The sequence below is a fragment of the Streptomyces sp. NPDC002490 genome (assembly GCF_040296045.1).
Taxonomy (GTDB): Bacteria; Actinomycetota; Actinomycetes; order Streptomycetales; family Streptomycetaceae; genus Streptomyces.
Genome location: NZ_JBEOWM010000039.1, coordinates 1 through 17,619 on the forward strand (window position 1 = coordinate 1; position 17,619 = coordinate 17,619).

Annotated in this window: 13 protein-coding genes; 11 read left to right on the forward strand and 2 right to left on the reverse strand. The window is 70.0% G+C overall.

Translation table 11 applies throughout. The annotated features are described in order from the left end of the window. The first annotated feature begins 1,802 nt into the window (after positions 1-1,802). Positions 1,803-2,975, forward strand: a complete 1,173-nt coding sequence (locus ABT092_RS22905) for an RsbRD N-terminal domain-containing protein (protein WP_351246749.1) — start codon at positions 1,803-1,805, stop codon at positions 2,973-2,975. 79 nt (positions 2,976-3,054) lie between these two features. Here the strand turns inward: ABT092_RS22905 and ABT092_RS22910 are convergent, their stop codons facing one another. Further along, entirely contained in the window at positions 3,055-4,236 is a 1,182-nt protein-coding gene (locus ABT092_RS22910; RefSeq protein ID WP_351246751.1) for a PucR family transcriptional regulator, read from the reverse strand. Between the two features lie 92 nt (positions 4,237-4,328). On the opposite strand from ABT092_RS22910, the gene ABT092_RS22915 reads away from it, so the two are divergent. The 4 genes from ABT092_RS22915 to ABT092_RS22930 all read left to right on the forward strand — a co-directional run bounded on the left by ABT092_RS22915 (position 4,329) and on the right by ABT092_RS22930 (position 10,866). Next, positions 4,329-5,846 (forward strand): amidase, encoded by a 1,518-nt coding sequence (locus ABT092_RS22915; protein ID WP_351246754.1) that lies wholly within the window; start codon positions 4,329-4,331, stop codon positions 5,844-5,846. Between the two features lie 483 nt (positions 5,847-6,329). Beyond that, complete coding sequence (locus ABT092_RS22920; protein WP_351246756.1) at positions 6,330-7,868, forward strand: flavin monoamine oxidase family protein; 1,539 nt, start codon at positions 6,330-6,332, stop codon at positions 7,866-7,868. Between the two features lie 412 nt (positions 7,869-8,280). Beyond that, a complete protein-coding gene (locus tag ABT092_RS22925) occupies positions 8,281-9,627 on the forward strand; it encodes an FAD-dependent oxidoreductase (RefSeq protein WP_351246758.1) in 1,347 nt (448 codons plus the stop codon). Positions 9,628-10,197: 570 nt separating this feature from the next. Further along, entirely contained in the window at positions 10,198-10,866 is a 669-nt protein-coding gene (locus ABT092_RS22930) for a hypothetical protein (protein ID WP_351246760.1), read from the forward strand. Here ABT092_RS22930 and ABT092_RS22935 read toward each other — a convergent pair. Further along, the gene (locus ABT092_RS22935) at positions 10,836-11,711 is read right to left on the reverse strand and encodes a prevent-host-death family protein (RefSeq protein ID WP_351246762.1); all 876 of its coding nucleotides are present in this window, start codon (positions 11,709-11,711) and stop codon (positions 10,836-10,838) included. The genes ABT092_RS22930 and ABT092_RS22935 overlap by 31 nt on opposite strands. A 469-nt stretch (positions 11,712-12,180) precedes the next feature. Here ABT092_RS22935 and ABT092_RS22940 point away from each other — a divergent pair, with 469 nt between their 5' ends. The 6 genes from ABT092_RS22940 (at position 12,181) to ABT092_RS22965 (ending at position 17,616) form a co-directional block, all read left to right on the forward strand. Then, positions 12,181-12,726: an AAA family ATPase gene (locus ABT092_RS22940; protein WP_351246764.1), complete on the forward strand. Its 546-nt coding sequence runs from the start codon at positions 12,181-12,183 to the stop codon at positions 12,724-12,726. A gap of 369 nt (positions 12,727-13,095) precedes the next feature. Further along, positions 13,096-13,917, forward strand: a complete 822-nt coding sequence (locus ABT092_RS22945) for a HipA family kinase (protein WP_351246766.1) — start codon at positions 13,096-13,098, stop codon at positions 13,915-13,917. Further along, a complete protein-coding gene (locus ABT092_RS22950; protein WP_351246768.1) occupies positions 13,914-14,297 on the forward strand; it encodes a DUF3037 domain-containing protein in 384 nt (127 codons plus the stop codon). Before ABT092_RS22945 ends, ABT092_RS22950 begins: the two co-directional genes overlap by 4 nt. Before the next feature lie 246 nt (positions 14,298-14,543). Next, positions 14,544-16,121: an ABC transporter substrate-binding protein gene (locus tag ABT092_RS22955; protein ID WP_351246770.1), complete on the forward strand. Its 1,578-nt coding sequence runs from the start codon at positions 14,544-14,546 to the stop codon at positions 16,119-16,121. Between the two features lie 106 nt (positions 16,122-16,227). Next, positions 16,228-16,908: a uracil-DNA glycosylase gene (locus ABT092_RS22960; protein WP_351246772.1), complete on the forward strand. Its 681-nt coding sequence runs from the start codon at positions 16,228-16,230 to the stop codon at positions 16,906-16,908. Between the two features lie 186 nt (positions 16,909-17,094). Continuing rightward, complete coding sequence (locus ABT092_RS22965; protein WP_351246774.1) at positions 17,095-17,616, forward strand: hypothetical protein; 522 nt, start codon at positions 17,095-17,097, stop codon at positions 17,614-17,616. The last annotated feature ends 3 nt before the right edge of the window (positions 17,617-17,619 follow it).

The following is a 17,619-nucleotide window of genomic DNA, read 5'->3' on the forward strand; positions in this document are numbered from 1 at the left end:
GGGCCAGCGTCCTGTGGGCTCTCCTGCGCGACAACCGTGTCTTCACCCCCGAGCTGCCGGTCGCGCAAGCGGCTTGACTTCATCATTGAGACTCCCTCTGCTGCGCGTTCACTGGGGGGTGCGTCGCACTGCGGAGCATCGGTCCGCTCCTGCGCCCGGGGGCGACGGCGTCGGACGCCGTCCGGCCCGCCCGCCACGGGCGGCTGCTCGTTCCCCGTCCCTCCGCCGCAGGAGGGCCAGGCGCACGCGGGAAGGGCGCGGCCGGCAGGGACGACGGCGAGGGCTCCGCCGCGCGGCGGAACAGGGGTGTCGGGTAAACGGTTCTGTGCAGTACTCCATCGTCAGATGCGCCGTTCCGTTCCGAGCGGCATTCTCCGGGCAGGTGGCTTCGGTGAATCGCCGTCATCAAGGGTCGGGCCCCTGGTTGAACCGTGTTCACCTGTAGGTGCGGGACGTCTCCGGGCCCGGTCAGCGTGTCACCGTCGGGGGCGCCCGGACAATGACAGCAGAGGGAAAGATGTTCTCCGTGATCTTCCCAGTCCCGGAAATGCGGCGCTTTTCGTCCGGTGTTTCCGGTGTCGGTACGAGGGCGGGAATCGTCGGCGGGACGGCGTCACCGGGAGCGGCCGTCGCCCCGGCGGTGGACGGCACCCCGCAACCGGCGGGCTCCCATCGTACGGTTCCCGGTCGGCCGGGGAGGTCCCGAGGCGTCACCGGAGCTTCCTTTCAGCCGAGTTGTGAACGGAGCTCCATCCCGCGCACACGGTCCCACCAGTGGTGAAGGAACCGGCCCACGGTCCGGATGTGTCTGGATACCTACGACGGAACACGCAGTGCCCTACCGGAAACCCCCACCTGAAACAAAGATGTTCCTGACCTGTGCATCCACCCGGAACCATGCCCTCGACCTGCATCGATCGGGTCGGCAGCCGATCGGGGGAGGCATGAGGACCGGCCAGCAACGACCGTCCGTTTGACTCCCCAGTGGATTGGGAGGGGCGAATCAGGAGGATCGCATCGTGAGCAACTGCCTTCGGGGTCACCGGGACCGTGCGCGCGTGCCTGGTCGGCGAACCTCGGTGGGCCGGTGCATCAACGATCGGTGCGGGGGAGCGCAGGGGCGCCGCCCGAGCGCAACCTCCACCACGGCGGACGGGCGGGGGCTCCGCGCGCCGTCGGTGCCCTTCCTCGACGTCCTCTCCCAGCGATGCCCCCCGGCTCCGTACTTCCGCGTCCTGCCCGCGACGACGAGGGTGTCCGCACCGCCCGACGGCCGGCGCGGCAGCTCCCGGGGAGCCGGGCACCGGCAGGGGTGAGCCCCCCGCCCCGGTCGGCGCACCGGGCGTCCCCCGTCGCACCAGTGCACTTCGGGCGCCGACCGGCGGAGCGGCAGCCCGGTCCGAGCGTTGCGCAACCGCGACGAGGCCCTGACCCCCATCACGATCCTTCGGGCACCTCGTCCTCGTGCACCCCCTTCCGCCGGGTTCCGGCGGAGCACCCGTCCCGTCCCCGGTGACGTGGAGGTCCTCCCTCCGACGAGCGGTCCTGTTGCACGCGGGCCGTACCGGCCACCCCCTTCACGGCCGGTCCCGGCCGGGTGACTCCCCGAACCCGGAGCTGACTCCCGCCGGTCGACCGCTGCCGGACCGACCCGACCACCGATCCGGTGCAGTGGCGGGCGGACCCGTGTCGACCGGTTTCCCCATTCACGATTCTTCACGGCAGACATCCAGCTGTCACGGAGTTGAAACTCACGCGACACGGATCCGGATTGCCTCATAAAGCCGAAGGACACGATCGACATGACAACGCACGACAGCAGCGTTCGAGAGTTCACCGACTGGCTTCTGAAGCGTCAGCAGGATCTGGTGGACAAGATCCTCACGGCGGTCTGGCGCGACGGCATACCCACGAGTCCGCTCGCGACCGACCCGGCACTCGCGACCGTGGTGTGGCTGGAGACCGAAAAGCTCGTCACACAGCTCCTGGAGGAGCTCGGGAACAGTCTGCGGGACCCGATCCAACCACACGGTGCGCGGCACCTCGCCCGGCTCGCGGCGCTCCACGAGACGCCGCTGGACGACGTCATATCCAGCTATCGGATCGCGCAGGGCGTGATACAGGACGCCTTCTTCCAGGCGGCGCAGGAATCGGGGATGAGACCCTCCGCCGCCCTGGACGTCCTGCACCACTGCTGCCGCCGGCTGCTGCACCAGACCGAGGTGCTCATCGGTCTGGTGACCACCGAGTACACGGACGAGGTGGAGCTCATCGGAGGGGACGAGAACGCGCTGCGACTGCAAGCGGTGCGGTCCGTCCTGGACGAGGTGGGGCCGGTCACCGAGCTGCCGGGGTACGACCTGAACGCGGAGCACGTCGCCGTGGTGGCCCAGGGGCCGGCGGCGGCCTGTCTGGCGGCGTTCGCGCGCGAGTGCGAGGAGAGCGCCCTCGCCGTGTTCACCGACCGCAGCGTCGTGTGGGCGTGGTTCAGCTCGGTGGGCCCGGAGACGGTGCGGGAGGCGGTCTGGGAGCGGGCGCAGCGCGGATGGTTGGGCGCCGGCGAGCCGGGCAAGGGCGTGGCTGGCTTCCGGCGGACCCACCGGGAGGCGCAGTCCGCCTCCCGGGTGTGCTCCTGGACGGGGCGCAAGAGCGCGCGCTTCGCCGACATCGAGCCCGAGGCCATCGGGCTGGCGGACATCGACGCCACCCGTGCCCTGGTCCACCGGCGCCTCGGCCAACTGGCGGAAGAGGGCGCTCGACACGATTCGCTCCGCAAGACGCTGGAGGTCTATCTGGCCTCGGGGCAGAACGCCCGGTCCGCAGCCTTCAAACTCGGCCTCACGGAACGCACGGTCGCCAACCGACTGCAAGCGGCGCGCGCCCTGCTGCCCTCGGACACCCGGCTGTCCTCGCTTGAACTCGCGCTGGCCCTCCGGCTCCTGCCCCTGACCACCAAACGACCGGCGATGCGGTAGTGCCGGGTACGGCCCGCCGGGCAGGGAGACCCCCGTACGCTCGAAGTATCGTTTCCGCATCGCCTTGGGTCCGCCGACGTCAGCGCTGCTGGTCCGGCGCGGCGGCGTCGACGGCGCCCAGCGACTCGAACAGGCGCAGTGCGAGGGCGGTCTCCAGCGATCCGGCGTCCGTGCCCGGCGGGAGGAGGTCGCCGGCCTGTCGGAGCCGGTAGGCGACCGCGCGGCTGCTGACGTGCAGCCGTCGCGCGGTCTCGCGCGCGTTCGAACCGCAGCCGAGGTAGGTGCTCAGGGTCTTGCGGGCGGTGGCCGCCTGGCGGGTCGGTCGGGCGAGTCGGCCGAGTTGCCGTCTGATGAGGGTGCGGGACGCCTCGACGTCGGCCAGGGCGATGGCCTCCGGTGCCGAAGCGGAGAACCGCAGCACGGGACGCCTCTGGTGCTCGGCGACGCGCAGGGCCATGCGCGCCTCCGCGTGCGATTGGCGGAAGCCCTCGGCCCCGCGTGCCGGCTCGCCCATGCCGATCCAGCAGCCGCTCTCGGCTGCGGCGTCCGCTGCCGCGGCGACCGCGTCCGCCCGGGAGGTCGCGATCCACACCCAGCCCAGCTCGGCATCCGGCCACACCGCGCAGTGCGGTGCGTTGACGCCGCGCATCAGCATCCGTACGACCCGTTCGGACCCCGGGCCCGACGCGGTCAGTGCCAGGTGATCGCTGCGTAAGTTGTAGAAGTCCAGGCTCGCGGCACCCTCTCCCCTCAACACCTCGCGCACCGCGTGCAGTTGGCGGTGTCCCCGGGCCGGCCTGATCGCCGTGAGCTCCTCGCGGTACTCCGCGATCGCGAGCTCCCCGAGGTGCTCGATCTCGGCGAACAGCCGCCGGGCTCCGAGCCGTACGGCCCCGAGGGCGACCCCCGCGTCCGCGGCGGTGGGCACCGCCTCGATCAGGGCCTCCTCCAGGACGCGGTGCCCCGTGCGGTAGGCGTCCAGCAGGTCGCGCTCGGGGGTGCCGTTGCGCGCCGCCAGTCGAGCGACGTGCCGCGTCTCCGGAAGGCGCAGCGGCTCGCCGTCGTGGGCGAGCGCGGTGATCAGCTCGTGGATCACCGCGCGGGTCTCGGTGACGACCCTGGCCGTGAGCCCGGGTTCGTCGATGAGTTCCTTGCCGATTCCCATCCGTCTTATCCCGTCGACGACCTGTCTCGTCAACGCATCGAGCTGGGCCTGGAGTTGGTCACTGGCAACATGCAACAGTTCAGCCTCGTCAGTCACATCCGAAAGCTTCGCAGGGTGCGCAACTTTCCGTCGAGTTCTGCGCACCTTGTACGTGGCATCGCAAGCATCGCGCCAGGAAAGTTGGGCCCATGAGCACCCCCGAGACCCCGTCGCAGGCCTCGTCGGCCGAGATCAACGAGCTGTGCCTGACGCCCGCCACCGAACTCGCGAGCCGAATCCGCCGGCGTGATCTCTCTCCCCGCGAGCTCACCGCGGCCTTCCTGACGCGCATCGAGCAGCGCAATCCGGCCCTCAACGCCTTCGTGCACGTGGCGGCCGACACGGCGCTCGAAGCCGCCGCCGAGTCGGAGCGGCAGCTCGTCCGGGGACACCTCGCGGGGCCGCTGCACGGCGTGCCGATCGCCATCAAGGACCTGTTCGACTACAAGGCCGGGATGCCCAACACCTTCGGCGTGACGGCCTTCCGGGAGTACGTGCCGGATCGGACCGCCCGGCACGTCGCCGAGCTGGAGGGTCTCGGGGCGATCGTGCTCGGCAAGACCAACACGCCGGAGTTCGGCCACAAGGGCCTCACCGACAACAGGTTGTTCGGGCCGACGAGCACTCCGTTCGCCCTCGGCAAGAACGCGGGGGGATCGTCCGGCGGGTCCGCGGCGGCCCTGGCCGACGGGCTGTGCGCCCTGGCGCAGGGTTCGGACGGTGGGGGATCGGTGCGGATTCCGGCGTCGTTGTGCGGCGTGGTCGGGTTTAAGCCCACGTTCGGTCGCGTCTCCGACGCGGTTCGCCCCGACGCGTTCCTGTGCCACGTCCCGTACATGAGCAACGGTCCGATGGCCCGCACGGTCGAGGACTGCGCGCTGATGCTGTCGTGCATGGTCGGGGACGATCCCCGTGACCCGACCAGCGTTCCCCATGACGGCACCGACTTCCAGGCGGCCACCCGGCGCAATCCGACCGGTCTGCGTGCCGCGTACCTCCCCACCTTGGGTGGGTTCCCGGTGGAGCCCGGGGTGCGCACCGTGGTGGACGGTGCGGTCGCGGCCCTGGAAGAGGTCGGCATCCACGTCGACCGGCCGGACTTCCGGCTGCCGCTGCCGCACCGCGAGGTCACCGACCTGTGGGTGCGCAACGCGGGCGCCATCGCCTCGACCGTGGTCGAGGCGTTCGCCGCCGAGGGCCTCGACCTGCGCGGCGAGCCGTGGGACGACCTCCCTCCCGGGCTGCGCGCGATGATCGAGCGGACCGACGGCCGCACGCTGATGGACGGGCGCCGTGACCAGATGGTGCGCACGGTGCTCTACGACGCCGTTGCGGACCTCTTCGACCGGTACGACCTCGTCATCAGCCCCACCTTGGCCGTGGCGGGTTGTGACAACGCGGACGACGGGTGGACCGTGGGCCCCGACCGGATCGAGGGCGAGGAGGTGGACCCGGTCCTGGGCTGGTGCTTGACCCACCTGTTCAACTTCACCGGTCATCCGGCCATCTCGGTGCCGGCCGGGTTGACGGGGGAGGGCCTGCCGGTCGGGTTGCAGATCGCGGGGCGTCGTTACGCGGACGTCGACGTCCTCTCGGCCGCGGCCGCCTTCGAGCGCGCACGGCCGTGGTCCCGGCACTACCGCACGATCGCCGCGACCCGCCGCTGAGCGTTCGGGGCGCCCGGCGGCTTCCGTCGGATTCGCGTCCCGCCGGCCGAGACCGAGGGCCGTGCAGGCGGCACGGTCCGCCCTGCGCTCCTCGGAATTCTTCGCCCCGCTTTCCGGTGAGCCCGACCGGCGGGCAACGGCGAATGGCAGGATGAATGGTCATTCGGACGTATTCCGTTTCGCTCCCCGGAAGTCCTGTGATGAGTGTGTCGGACACGAAGTCCAGTGCCTTGTGCGACGAGTGCGCCTATGGCATCGTTCAACCATAGGCGATGTTCACGAAATGTTCGGCCGATTCGTGGACGATAATTGCTAGTGAAGAAAATCTGGCGCACCGGCCACCTTCCCCCCACACGGCCAGAACTTCACAAAGAGAAACCCCGGATGACACTCCGGGGCAAGGGGGAATGGAGGAAAATGGTGGCGAAGACTTCACGGCGCGATTTCCTGAGAGCGATGGGGATCACGGGAGGCGCCGGTGTCATGTACTCAGCGATGGGGGCGCTCGGCCTGGCGCCGGTGCCCCGGGCGGTCGCCGGTGACTACCGCCCGCCGAAGCGCGCCGACTTCACCAACAACCGACAGCAGGCGGGGAAGAAGGTCCTGATACTCGGTGCAGGCATCGCCGGTCTCGCAGCGGCGTACGAACTGGGCAAGGCCGGATACGACTGCCGGATCCTCGAGGCCAAGAACCGGGTGGGCGGCCGCAGCTGGACGGTCCGCAACGGCACCACGGAGACGGACCTCGACTACCGTGCCCAGACGGCGACGTTCGCCGAGGGGGACTACTTCAACGCTGGCCCGGCCCGAATTCCGCAGTCCCATGTGACGCTGGACTACTGCCGGGAACTCGGCGTCAAGCTGGAGACCTTCGTCAACCAGAACGCCAATGCGTTGATCTACCATGAGAACAGTCCGGCGCTGGCGAATCAGGCGGTGCGTTGGCGGACCGCCAAGGCCGATGTGTACGGCTATGTGTCGGAACTGCTGGCCAAGGCAACGGACCAGGGCGCCTTGAACCAATCGCTGACCGCAACGGACAAGGAGCGGCTGCTCGAATTCCTGAAGGATTTCGGCGACATAAAAGGCCGGGCGGACAACTGGGCCTACACCGGCAGCAGCAGGCGGGGCTATTCGGTGGAGCCGGGCGCGGGCTTCCAGAGCGGTACGGTCCTCGGGCCGCCGCCCTCCCTCTCGGACGTCATCGCCAGCGGACTGGGCCACCGCTTCTCCTTCGAGCTCGACTACCAGCAGGCCACGGCGATGTTCCAGCCGGTCGGCGGGATGGACGCCCTGCCGAAGGCGTTGGCCACGGCGATCGGCAGCACCCGCATCGTCCACGGCGCGCGTGTCACCCGGGTCATGAACCAGACGGCCGGGGTCTCGGTCACCTGGGTGAACCCCCAGAACCAACCGACCACCGAGACCGCGGACTTCGTGATCGCGGCCATACCGCCGATGCTGATGGCACGTGTAGAGCACAACCTCGGTGCGAACGTCACGACCGCTCTCCGCTACCCCCAGGCGGGCGCGGCCGGGAAGATCGCCCTTGAGTACCGCAATCGTTGGTGGGAGACGGACCAGCGCATCTACGGCGGTGTCACTCCGACCGACAACGACCTGTTCACCGTCTGGTACCCCTCGCACGGCTACCAGGGCAACCGCGGCATCGTCGTCGGCTACTACCACGCGGGGAACGCCGCGGTCACCTACGGCGCGTTGACGCACGCGGACCGCGAGCGGCGGGCGGTGACCCAGGGCGTCAAGATCCACGGTGACAAGTACCGCACGGAACTCGCCTCCTCGTTCAGCGTGGCCTGGCACCGCACCCCGTTCATCGAGGGCGGCTGGGCGGCCTGGCCCTCCCAGACCGGGCCGGAGTACCAGCTGCTGAACCAACCGGCCGGGCAGGTCTACTTCGCCGGGGACTGGCTCAGCCACACCATCGCCTGGCAGCACGGGGCGTTGACCTCGGCCCGCAAGGCGGTGACGGAGATCCACACGAGGGTGCTGGCCGGCTGAACCGCCGGCCGCCTCCGCGGTCACGCGCCGGGGTCCTCCGTTTCCGAACGGGTACGGAAGATCCCGGTGCCGCCGCGCGGGCGGGAGCCGACGGCGCGCGGTCGCCCCCGGTACGGAACGTACGGTCGGACCCGCCCGCGTGCGCCGGAGCGTCGCTCGTGCGGGATGACGATCCGCCCGCCGGACCGTCACCGGGGCGCTGCGTCCCGGTAGCCGATCCGCGCCGCCACGGTCCCCGGGGAAGACGCGTCCTTCGGGGCCTGAACGGGGCGAACACGGCCGATCCGTGCGAGCAAGCCCGATACTGGTGTCTTCTCATGACGGACGATCAGAGGGGACGTCGGTGAACACCGTGGGCAAGGGGCGGCGTTGGAGTGCAGGGGGCACCGGGGACGGGCGACACGCGGTCGTGGTGGGCGGGAGCCTTGCGGGACTCCTCGCCGCGCACGTCCTGGCCGGGTACGCCGATCGGGTGACCGTCGTCGAGCGTGACAGGTTCCCCCGGGGCATGGAGCCGCGGTCCGGGGTACCGCAGGGACGACACCCGCATGTCCTGCTGGAGGGCGGGCAGTCGGCGTTGGAGGAACTGCTGCCCGGCTTCCTCGCGGAACTCGCGGCGGCGGGGGCACCGCGGGTGGGCATGCCCTCGGGCCTGGTGCAGTGGCAGGACGGGCGCTGGTTCCGGCGCCTGCCCGCAACCCTGCACATCCACACCGGATCCCGCGCACAACTGGAAGGGTTGGTCCGGCGTCGGGTTCTCGCCAATCCAGTGATCGAGGTGCTGGAGTCCACCGAGGTGCTCGGGCTCCTCGGTGACGCTTCCCGGGTGCGGGGCGTACTGCTGCGTGACCGTTCCGAGGGCGCCGACGGGGAACGACGTGCCCTGGAGTCCGACCTGGTGGTCGACGCCTCAGGCAGCCGCACCAGGGCCCCGCGATGGCTCACGGCGATCGGGGCCGAGGCCCCCCGCGAGGAGACCATCGACACGGGCCTGGCCTACGCGTCCCGCCTCTACCGCGGCAGGAGCGGCGTCCTCGGCGGCGACACGGCCGGCTACTACGTCTATCCCAGTCCGGCCCAGGTCCACGCCGGCGGTGCACTGCCACTGGAGGACGGCACCCACCTGGTCATCGTCTCCGGGCTCCGCGGGGACGAACCGCCCACCTCCGACGACGCGTTCGTGACCTACGTCAAGAGGCTGCCGCACCCCCTCCTGCACCACTGGCTGGACGAAGCCGAGCCGCTCACACCGGCGTTCGGCTACCGCCAGGCCGCGAACATCCGCCGCCGCTACGACCTGCCCGGCCATCCGGCCGGCTTCCTCGCCACGGGGGACGCCCTGTGCACCTTCAACCCGGTCTACGGACAGGGCATGGCCGTCGCCGCGATGAGCGCGGTCGCCCTGCGCGACGCGCTGGCCGGTCCTCAACGGACCCCCACGACGCGGCGCGTGCAACGGGCGATCCTCGCGGCGTCCCGGCAGGCGTGGGACATCTCCGCCGGCGCGGACCGCAAGATGCCCGGTGCGATCGGCAACGCGGTCGGCAGCGGGCCCGCGGACCGCGCAGCGGACTGGTACGTGAACCGCGTGCAGGAGCGGTACCCCGGCGACCCGGTCGTCGGGCGGGCCTTCCGTTCCGTACTCAACCTCTCCGCCCCCCTCACAGCCCTGTTCACTCCCGCCGTGGCCCGGGTCGTGCTTCTCCGCCCGCTCCCGAGGACACCCGCCGTTCCACCGGTGGCACCGGAGGAGCGGTGACGCCGGCGCACCGGTGAGGGCGTCACCCCGGCCCCCGAAGAGCCGGTGCTCTCCACCGGGTGGGAACGGACCGACTGCACGCCGCCGTTCAGACGCCCAGTCCCGGGGACGGCGGGGAAGGGAGGTGCGGCGCGACCCACCTCGCCGTTGGTCGGGGCGGGGCGCCCGCGATCAGCGAGCTCACCGTGGCGACGCGGTGCGCCAGATCGCCCGCAGGGACGTCGACGAGTCCGTAGCCGGACGCGCGACAGTCCTCTTCGCGGATCTCTGCGAATGCCGGGTGTTCCGGAAAACCGATCCGTCGGGCCGCGAACGGCTCGCAGAATCCCAGATCGCGGACGAGGAACACCTGTCGCTCGTCAGCAGCGCACCGACGGGTGTGAAGGCTGCCGCGAGCCGTAGGCCACCAATCACCCGCAGCCTGGGAACCCCTTTTGGCGTATCAAAAGATTGCGATCATCGATGGGGAAGGTTCCCCTAGTGTGGCAGCAACTCCAAGAAAGTGGGTGCGCTGCTGTCGCGAGTGCACTCGAACGCCCGCGAGTCAGCTTCGAGGGAAGGTGGAAAACGGTGCCGACATATGTGAATGACTCCGTCATCAGTAGGGTTGGCGTGGGAAACGAGTTGTCTGCCGGTGTCCGTGGTGAGTGCACCGTGCTCCACGGAAATGGCGTGGTCGGGGAGGCGAACAACGGCTACGCGGCTTATGGGGTGTGGGGGAAGAGTGACTACGGATATGCAGGGAAATTTAGCGGGAGGGTGGGTGTCAGTGGCACTCTCACGAAGGGAAGTGGTCAGTTCCGAATTGACCATCCACTGGATCCTGAGAATCGATATTTGAATCACGCGGGCATCGAATCACCGGAGCAGTTGAACCTCTATAGTGGAATCGCCGTGACGGACAGTGAAGGGGTGGCGGTTGTTGTGCTTCCCGAATACTTCGCGGCGTTGAACAGCGACTTTCGCTATCAGCTCACCGTCATGGGGGGCTTCGCGCAGGTGACCGTGTCCGAGGAGGTGAGCGGCAACCGTTTCGCGATCGCCACTGACCGTCCGGAAGTGAAGGTGTCCTGGCAGGTGACCGGTGTTCGGCAGGACCCCTTCGCACGTGCCCATCCCATGGTCGTGGAGGAAGAGAAGCCCGAGGAGGAGAGAGGCACGTACCTCCACCCCGAAGCGTGGGGCAAGCCGTCAGAAGCGGGTGCGGACTACGCGTGGATGCCGCCGGGGTCTGCTTGAGGGGCGATCTTGTAGGCCGGGGCCGGTAGATCCGGGGTGCCGCCCGATGGGACGCCCTTCACCCGTTCGAGTGCCGGGCGGGCGCAGCGTACGTTCCCGGAGGTGATCGCGTTCCGGGGCAGGGTGAGGTTGAAGGCTCGTTCCAGGCCTTCGAAGAACAGTGCGATGTCGTCCGTCCAGTTGTCTGCCTTCTCCGCGATGCGTAGGTGCAGGTTGAGGAAGGACAGCGGTGCTTCCGGGGCGAACGGCGGCTGGCCCGGGGTGTACGAGGTGAGCTCGTACACGTCCGGCTGGTCCTCGGCGTCGTCCTCGATGGGAAGGGGGTTCTGGTACACCCCGTCCTTGAAGTAGTCGAAGGTGTACATGGCCTTGCCCATGGTTGCACGGAGCGTGATCTGTTGCTCGGGAGGCGGGTTGAGGGAGCGCGAGAAGGCATGGTCGAAGTCGTGGTAGCCCAACCACGTCCAGCCGTTATCCTCCCCGAAGGCCAGCACACGGGTGAGGTCGTCGGTGCCCTCCCGCGCGTCCTGCTCCTCGACCTGGTGGAGCAGCAGCCCGTTGGCGATGTCCTGTGCGTCGGCCCCGTAGGCGAGGGCGACGTTCTTGGCGGACGGCCCCTTGATGAAGACGAGTTCCGTGAAGGGCTGCTGGCACCGCCAGCTGTCGGCGATCCACGCCACGCCGTCGCCCATCGGGCCTTGGCGGGCGAGGAACTCTTCGAACGCGGCTGCCTGCTTCGGGGGCATGTAGCTCTGGCGGGCCATGCGTGCCCCGTCCTCCAGCCAGTCGAGTTCCGCCACGGACCTTAGCTCGGCCACGACCACCCGGTCCCGTACGAAGGTCATCCGTCCTCCGCCGGCGTGCACGTATCGGATGTACGGGCCCTGCGGGTCCGGACCGAGGGGATGTCCCTGTCCCGATCCGGGGCTGGGCCGGTATCGCGCGCCGCCGTGGGTCCGTTGGGCGAAGTGTTCCAGCTCGGCGAGTTCCGCTGCCGCAAGGAGCACACTCATCGGTTCGCCGCCATCGACGACACACACCCGCTCGCCGGTCTCCTCCACGCGACCGACGAGACCCGCCAAGTCCGCTATGGCGTCGCTCAGTTCAACGTTGTCCATACGAGAAGACCCTACTGGCGGCGCGGAGTCGGGCCGGGGACGGGCCCGCGGAGGCGGGGACGACCTGGAATTCCTGACTCGGAAGACCAAAGCGTGTCTCTTTGACGCGCTGAGCAGTTGATCGCTAGGGCCTGCCTCCCTTGGTCCGCGCACATCCGGTTCGCGCAGTTCGATCCCTCGGTGGCAGGGTGTCGTTATGGATCAAGCAGAGGTACTGCTCATCGGGGGGCGCGCGGGCGTCGGCAAGACGACCGTGGGGTGGGAGGTCTCAGCGCGTCTGCGCGCCGCGAGGGTCGCCCACTGCGTCGTCGAAGGCGACTTCATGGGGCAGGCACATCCCGCTCCGGAGGGGGATCCCCGGCGCAGCAGGATCGCGGAGCGCAATCTGACGGCGCTCTGGTCGAACTACGCCGAGCTCGGGTACCGCCGCTTGATCTACACGCAGACGGTGAGCGTGCTGGCTGAGAACGAGGCCGTGTTCCAGCGCGCCATGGGTGCGCATGTCAGGATCGTGCGGGTCGTGCTCACCGCCTCCGATGCCACCGCTCGTGAGCGGCTGACGGGTCGGGAACTGGGCTCGGAGCTGGAGCGCGAACTGGAGAGCAGCGCCCGTAAGGCGCGGATCCTGGATGAGCAGACGCCTCTGGACACGGTGCGAGTGGCCACCGACGGACGTTCGGTGGTGGACATAGCGCGTGAGGTGTTGGGCGCTACCAGCTGGCTGCCCGGCACCTCCGGTTAGTGTTCTTCGTCGCTCAGTATCGGGTCCGGATCGGGACGGCGGCGAGGTGGCGTGCGGCCCGGTAGGAGATGGCGGGCTCGTCCGTGCGCATGGCCAGGCCACGTCGATTCAGGTGGGAAGCCGGAGAGTCCGTCGTGATCCTGGCCCGGCGGCCCGGACGATCACCCTCGGTTACTATGCTCACTTCATGCCGGAAGCCGGCAGCAAGGGGCGTGGCGCCGTCGACGGTCCGCCGGAGGAACGGGGAGACCGGCTCGCCGGTCCGATTCCCCGGATTCCCGAGCCGCCGTTGACCGGCGATGCCTGACTCCACGCACCGGAGAAGTCGTTCGTGGATCGCAAGGACGAAGAGATGGGTGGCCTGGGAAAGTGTTGGAAGAGGTCGTAGCAACCCGCTATGTCGCGCCCCTGCGCGAAGGCGGTTCGCTCCCCGGCATCGTCGAGGCCGACGATCTCGGTACGTACGCGATGAAGTTCACCGGGGCGGGGCAGGGCCGCAAGACCCTGGTCGCGGAAGTGCTGTGCGGACTGCTCGCCCGGCGGCTCGGACTGCGCGTCCCCGACCTCGTGGTGATCGACCTGGACCCGGTGCTCGGCCTCGGGGAGCCCGACCCCGAGGTGCAGGAACTCCTCCGGGGCAGTGCGGGGCCGAACCTCGGCACGGCCTACCTGTCCGGCGCCCTCGGGTTCGATGCGCTGGCCTACGCGGTCGATGCGCGGGAAGCGGGGCGGATCGTCTGGTTCGACGCGCTCGTCAACAACGTCGACCGGTCCTGGCGCAACCCCAACCTGCTGGTGTGGCAGGACGACCTCTGGTTGATCGACCACGGCGCCAGCATGATCTGGCACCACAACTGGCCCACCGCCACCGCCTCGGCCGCCCGTTCCTACGATGCGACGGACCACGCCCTGGCGCCCTTCGCCCCCGACCTGGCCGCGGCGGCCGCCGAGTTGGCCCCGCTGGTGACGGAGGACCTGTTGCAGGAGGTGGCCGCCGCCGTGCCGGACGCCTGGCTGGCCGGCGAGGAGGGCTTCGACACCCCCGACGCCGTGCGCGGGGCCTATGTGTCGACGCTGTCGCCCCGTGCCCGCGACATCCATCGTCGGATCGAACTGGGGCCGCCGGACCCACGGTTGACGGGGCGCAGGGCCGGTTGGCTGGTGGTTGGCGAGGGACGGGGGGACCGATGAGCGGGCGGGACGTGTTCGAGTACGCGGTGCTGAGGGTGGTGCCGCGGGTGGAGCGCGGCGAACTCATCAACGCCGGAGTGGTGGTCTACTGCCGAGCCCGGTCGTTCGTGGCCGCGCGGATCCACCTCGACGAGACGCGACTGCTCGCCCTCGACCCGAGGGCGGACCTGGTCGGGGTGCGGGCGGCCCTGCACGGGGTGGAGCAGGTGTGCGCGGGGGGCGCGCAGGCGGGTCAGGCCGCGCGTGACGACGCGGGGCGCCGGTTCCGCTGGCTGGTGGCGCCCCGGTCGACCGTGGTGCAGCCCGGCCCGGTGCACACCGGGCTCACCACCGATCCGCGCGCCGAGTTGGAGCGGCTGGTGGACGTCCTGGTGCGCTGAGTCCCGGCGGGACGGCGGTCGCCGGGGCGCCGTCCCGCCGCGCGCTCCGGCGACGAGGCCACCGGTTTGTTTCCGGCCAGTCTTCACCGGTGGCCAAAGGCCCTCTTGACGGAAGCCGACCGTGATGCGTCGGGCGTGACCGGATCGGTATCAGAGAGGTGCCGACGAGGGGGGTTGCACCGCGCGTGAGCTGCGATATGGTCGGCCGGCCCCCCACGGCTTGTGTGATTTTCGAGGAGCGTGCGCGTGTTCGTCCGGTTCCGGCGTCTGCAGTACATAGCAGCCGCGGTGGTGATGTCCGTGGTCTCCGGATGTGGGTTCGTCGCCGAAAGCACATCGCAGGAAGACCAAAAGATCACTGTGGGGACGACGAGCGCGCCCAGCACGCTTGACCCGGCGGCGTCCTGGGACGGCTCCTGGGAACTGTATCGGAACGTCTACCAGACCCTCCTCAGCTACCCCGCGGGTGCCTCCACCCCCGAGCCGGACGCCGCCGAGTGCGACTTCACCGACGACTCGATGCGGACCTACTCCTGCACCCTGCGGGAGGGCCTGACCTTCTCGGACGGGGACGTCCTCAACTCCAAGGCCGTCAAGCACAGCTTCGACCGCATCCTGCGCATCGGCGTGCCGAACGGACCGAAGGGGCTGCTGCGCAGCCTCGACCGCGTGGAGGCGGGCGGCGAGCGGATCGTGGTCTTCCACCTCAAGCGGCCCGACGCGACCTTCCCCTACGTCCTGGCGACCCCCGCGATGTCGCTGGTCGACCCCCGCGAGTACCCGGCGAACGCCCTGCGCACGGGGACCAAGGTCACCGGCTCCGGCCCGTACGTGCTCTCCGCCTACGAGGAGGGCCGCGAGGCGCGGCTGACCCGCAACCCCAAGTACAAGGGGTACGCGGACCGCAAGAACGACGAGGTGACGATCCGGTACTTCCAGGACTCCGCGTCCCTCGCCCGGGCCCTGCGCGACGAGAAGATCGACGTCACCTACCGCGGCCTGGCCGCCGAGGAGGTCGCGAACCTCCAGGAGCGCGCCGCCGAGGACGACCTCCAACTCGTCGAGGGCGCCAGCACCGAGGTCAGCTACCTGATCTTCAACCCCAAGGACCGCTGGGCGGGCGAGGAGGCCGTGCGCCGGGCGGTGGCCCAGCTGATCGACCGCAACGCCATCGTGCACAAGGTGTACAAGGACACCGTCGACCCGCTGTACTCCATGATCCCCAGCGGTCTGCCGGGGCACACGACCGGTTACTTCGACGCCTTCGGGGAACCCGACGCCGAGGCGGCGGCAGCCACCCTGGACCAGGCCGGCATCTTCGAGCCGGTGCCGCTGGAACTGTGGTTCACCTCCGACCGCTACGGGTCGGAGACCGCCGCCGCCTACACCGAGATCAAGCGGCAGTTGGAGGAGTCCGGACGGTTCGAGATCACCCTGCGCAGCAGCCCGTGGAAGACGTTCGAGGCCGGCTACCGCAAGGGCGAGTACCCCGCCTTCGGCCGCGGGTGGTCCCCGGACTACCCCGACCCGGACAACTTCATCGCGCCCTTCGTGGGGAAGCGGAACGTGCTGGGCATCCCCTACGCCTCCCGGCAGATCGACTCCAACCTGCTGCCGAGGACGCAGCGGGAGCCGAACCGCTCCGCGGCGGCGGGGGACTTCAAGCGGGTGCAGGAGATCCTCGCGAAGGATGCGCGGCTGCTGCCGCTGTGGCAGAGCCGGCTCTACATGGCCGCGAACGAGGAGATCTCCGGGGTCGAGCGGGCCCTGGACCCGTCCATGGTCATGCGGATGTGGGAACTCCGTAGGAAAACCAGTTGGTAGGACCGGAAACGGGGTCGCCTGTCAGTGGGGGCCGGTAGTTTCTCGGGTGTGGGGGCGGCCGTGCACGGCACGGCCGCCGAACGACCGTTTTCCGGAGGAACTGCACGTGACCGACACCCTGCTGCCCGAATCCTGGCGCGGCGTCCTCGGCGAGGAGCTGACGAAGCCGTACTTCAAGGAACTGGCCGAGTTCGTGGAGGGGGAGCGGGAGAAGGGGCCCGTCTACCCTCCCCGTGACGAGGTCTTCGCGGCGCTGGAGGCCACCTCCTACGACCGGGTGAAGGTCCTGATCCTGGGACAGGACCCCTACCACGGCGAGGGCCAGGGCCACGGCCTGTGCTTCTCCGTGCGGCCGGGGGTCAAGACCCCGCCGTCGCTGCGCAACATCTACAAGGAGCTCAACGCCGAGCTGGGCCACCCGGTGCCGGACAACGGCTACCTGATGCCGTGGGCGCAACAGGGCGTCCTGCTGTTGAATGCGGTGCTCACGGTCCGTGCCGGGGAGGCCAACTCCCACAAGGGCAAGGGCTGGGAGCGGTTCACGGACGCCGTCATCCACGCGGTCGCCGACCGGCCCGACCCGGCCGTGTTCGTCCTCTGGGGCAACTACGCGCAGAAGAAGCTGCCGCTCATCGACCAGGAGCGGCACGTGGTGGTGAAGGGGGCCCACCCCTCGCCGCTGTCCGCGAAGAAGTTCTTCGGGTCCAAGCCGTTCACCCAGATCGACGAGGCGGTGGCCGGCCAGGGGCACGAGCCGATCGACTGGCGGATTCCGAACCTGGGCTGACCCCACCGCTCCCGCGGAGCGCGCGGGCGGGTGTCAGGGGCCGGGCTGGACCAGTGGTGCGTACCCCGCCCGCGCCTGCCCGGTCGCCGTCACCCCGGCGGTTAGCGTCAGGGAGAGCGGCGCGGTCGGCGTCGGGGCCGGTACCCCGGAGGCCGACCGCGCCCCGGCGGACCGGCGGAGGCAGTGGTGGTGCAGCGCAACGGGCGGGAGACGCAGGACGGGGAGCACGAGGAAACGCTCACCCGCATCGGACAGGCGGTGATGCTGCACCACGGGGGTGACCGGGAAGAGGCCCGGGACCGCTTCCTCGCCCTGTGGGGGGAACTCACCGAGGACGGTGACCCCCTGCACCGTTGCACCCTCGCCCACTACCTGGCCGACACCCAGGAGGATCCCGAGGCCGAACTCGCCTGGGACCTGCGGGCCCTGTCCGCCGCCGACGAACTCGCGGTGGACGCCGTGCCCCCGCGCGGGCCGGCCTCGGCCGCGCGGGCCCTCTACCCGACCCTGCACCTGAACCTCGCCGCGGACTACGCGAAGCTCGGCCGCCGTGACGCTGCCCGCAGTCATCTGCTGCTCTCCCGCGGCGCGCTGGACGCGTTGACCGCCGACGCCCGGGGAGAGGCCGTCCGCGCGGCGATCACCCGACTGTGGCGGCAGTTGGACGAGGACCCGCCGAGCCCCGGGGCCCCCGGGCGCGCGTCCTAGCGC

Coding starts and splice junctions, on each gene's coding strand:
- ABT092_RS22905 (WP_351246749.1), top strand. CDS start 1,803: ATGACAACGCACGACAGCAGCGTTCGAGAGTTCACCGACTGGCTTCTG.
- ABT092_RS22915 (WP_351246754.1), top strand. CDS start 4,329: ATGAGCACCCCCGAGACCCCGTCGCAGGCCTCGTCGGCCGAGATCAAC.
- ABT092_RS22920 (WP_351246756.1), top strand. CDS start 6,330: ATGTACTCAGCGATGGGGGCGCTCGGCCTGGCGCCGGTGCCCCGGGCG.
- ABT092_RS22935 (WP_351246762.1), bottom strand. CDS start 11,711: ATGACCTTCGTACGGGACCGGGTGGTCGTGGCCGAGCTAAGGTCCGTG.
- ABT092_RS22940 (WP_351246764.1), top strand. CDS start 12,181: ATGGATCAAGCAGAGGTACTGCTCATCGGGGGGCGCGCGGGCGTCGGC.
- ABT092_RS22950 (WP_351246768.1), top strand. CDS start 13,914: ATGAGCGGGCGGGACGTGTTCGAGTACGCGGTGCTGAGGGTGGTGCCG.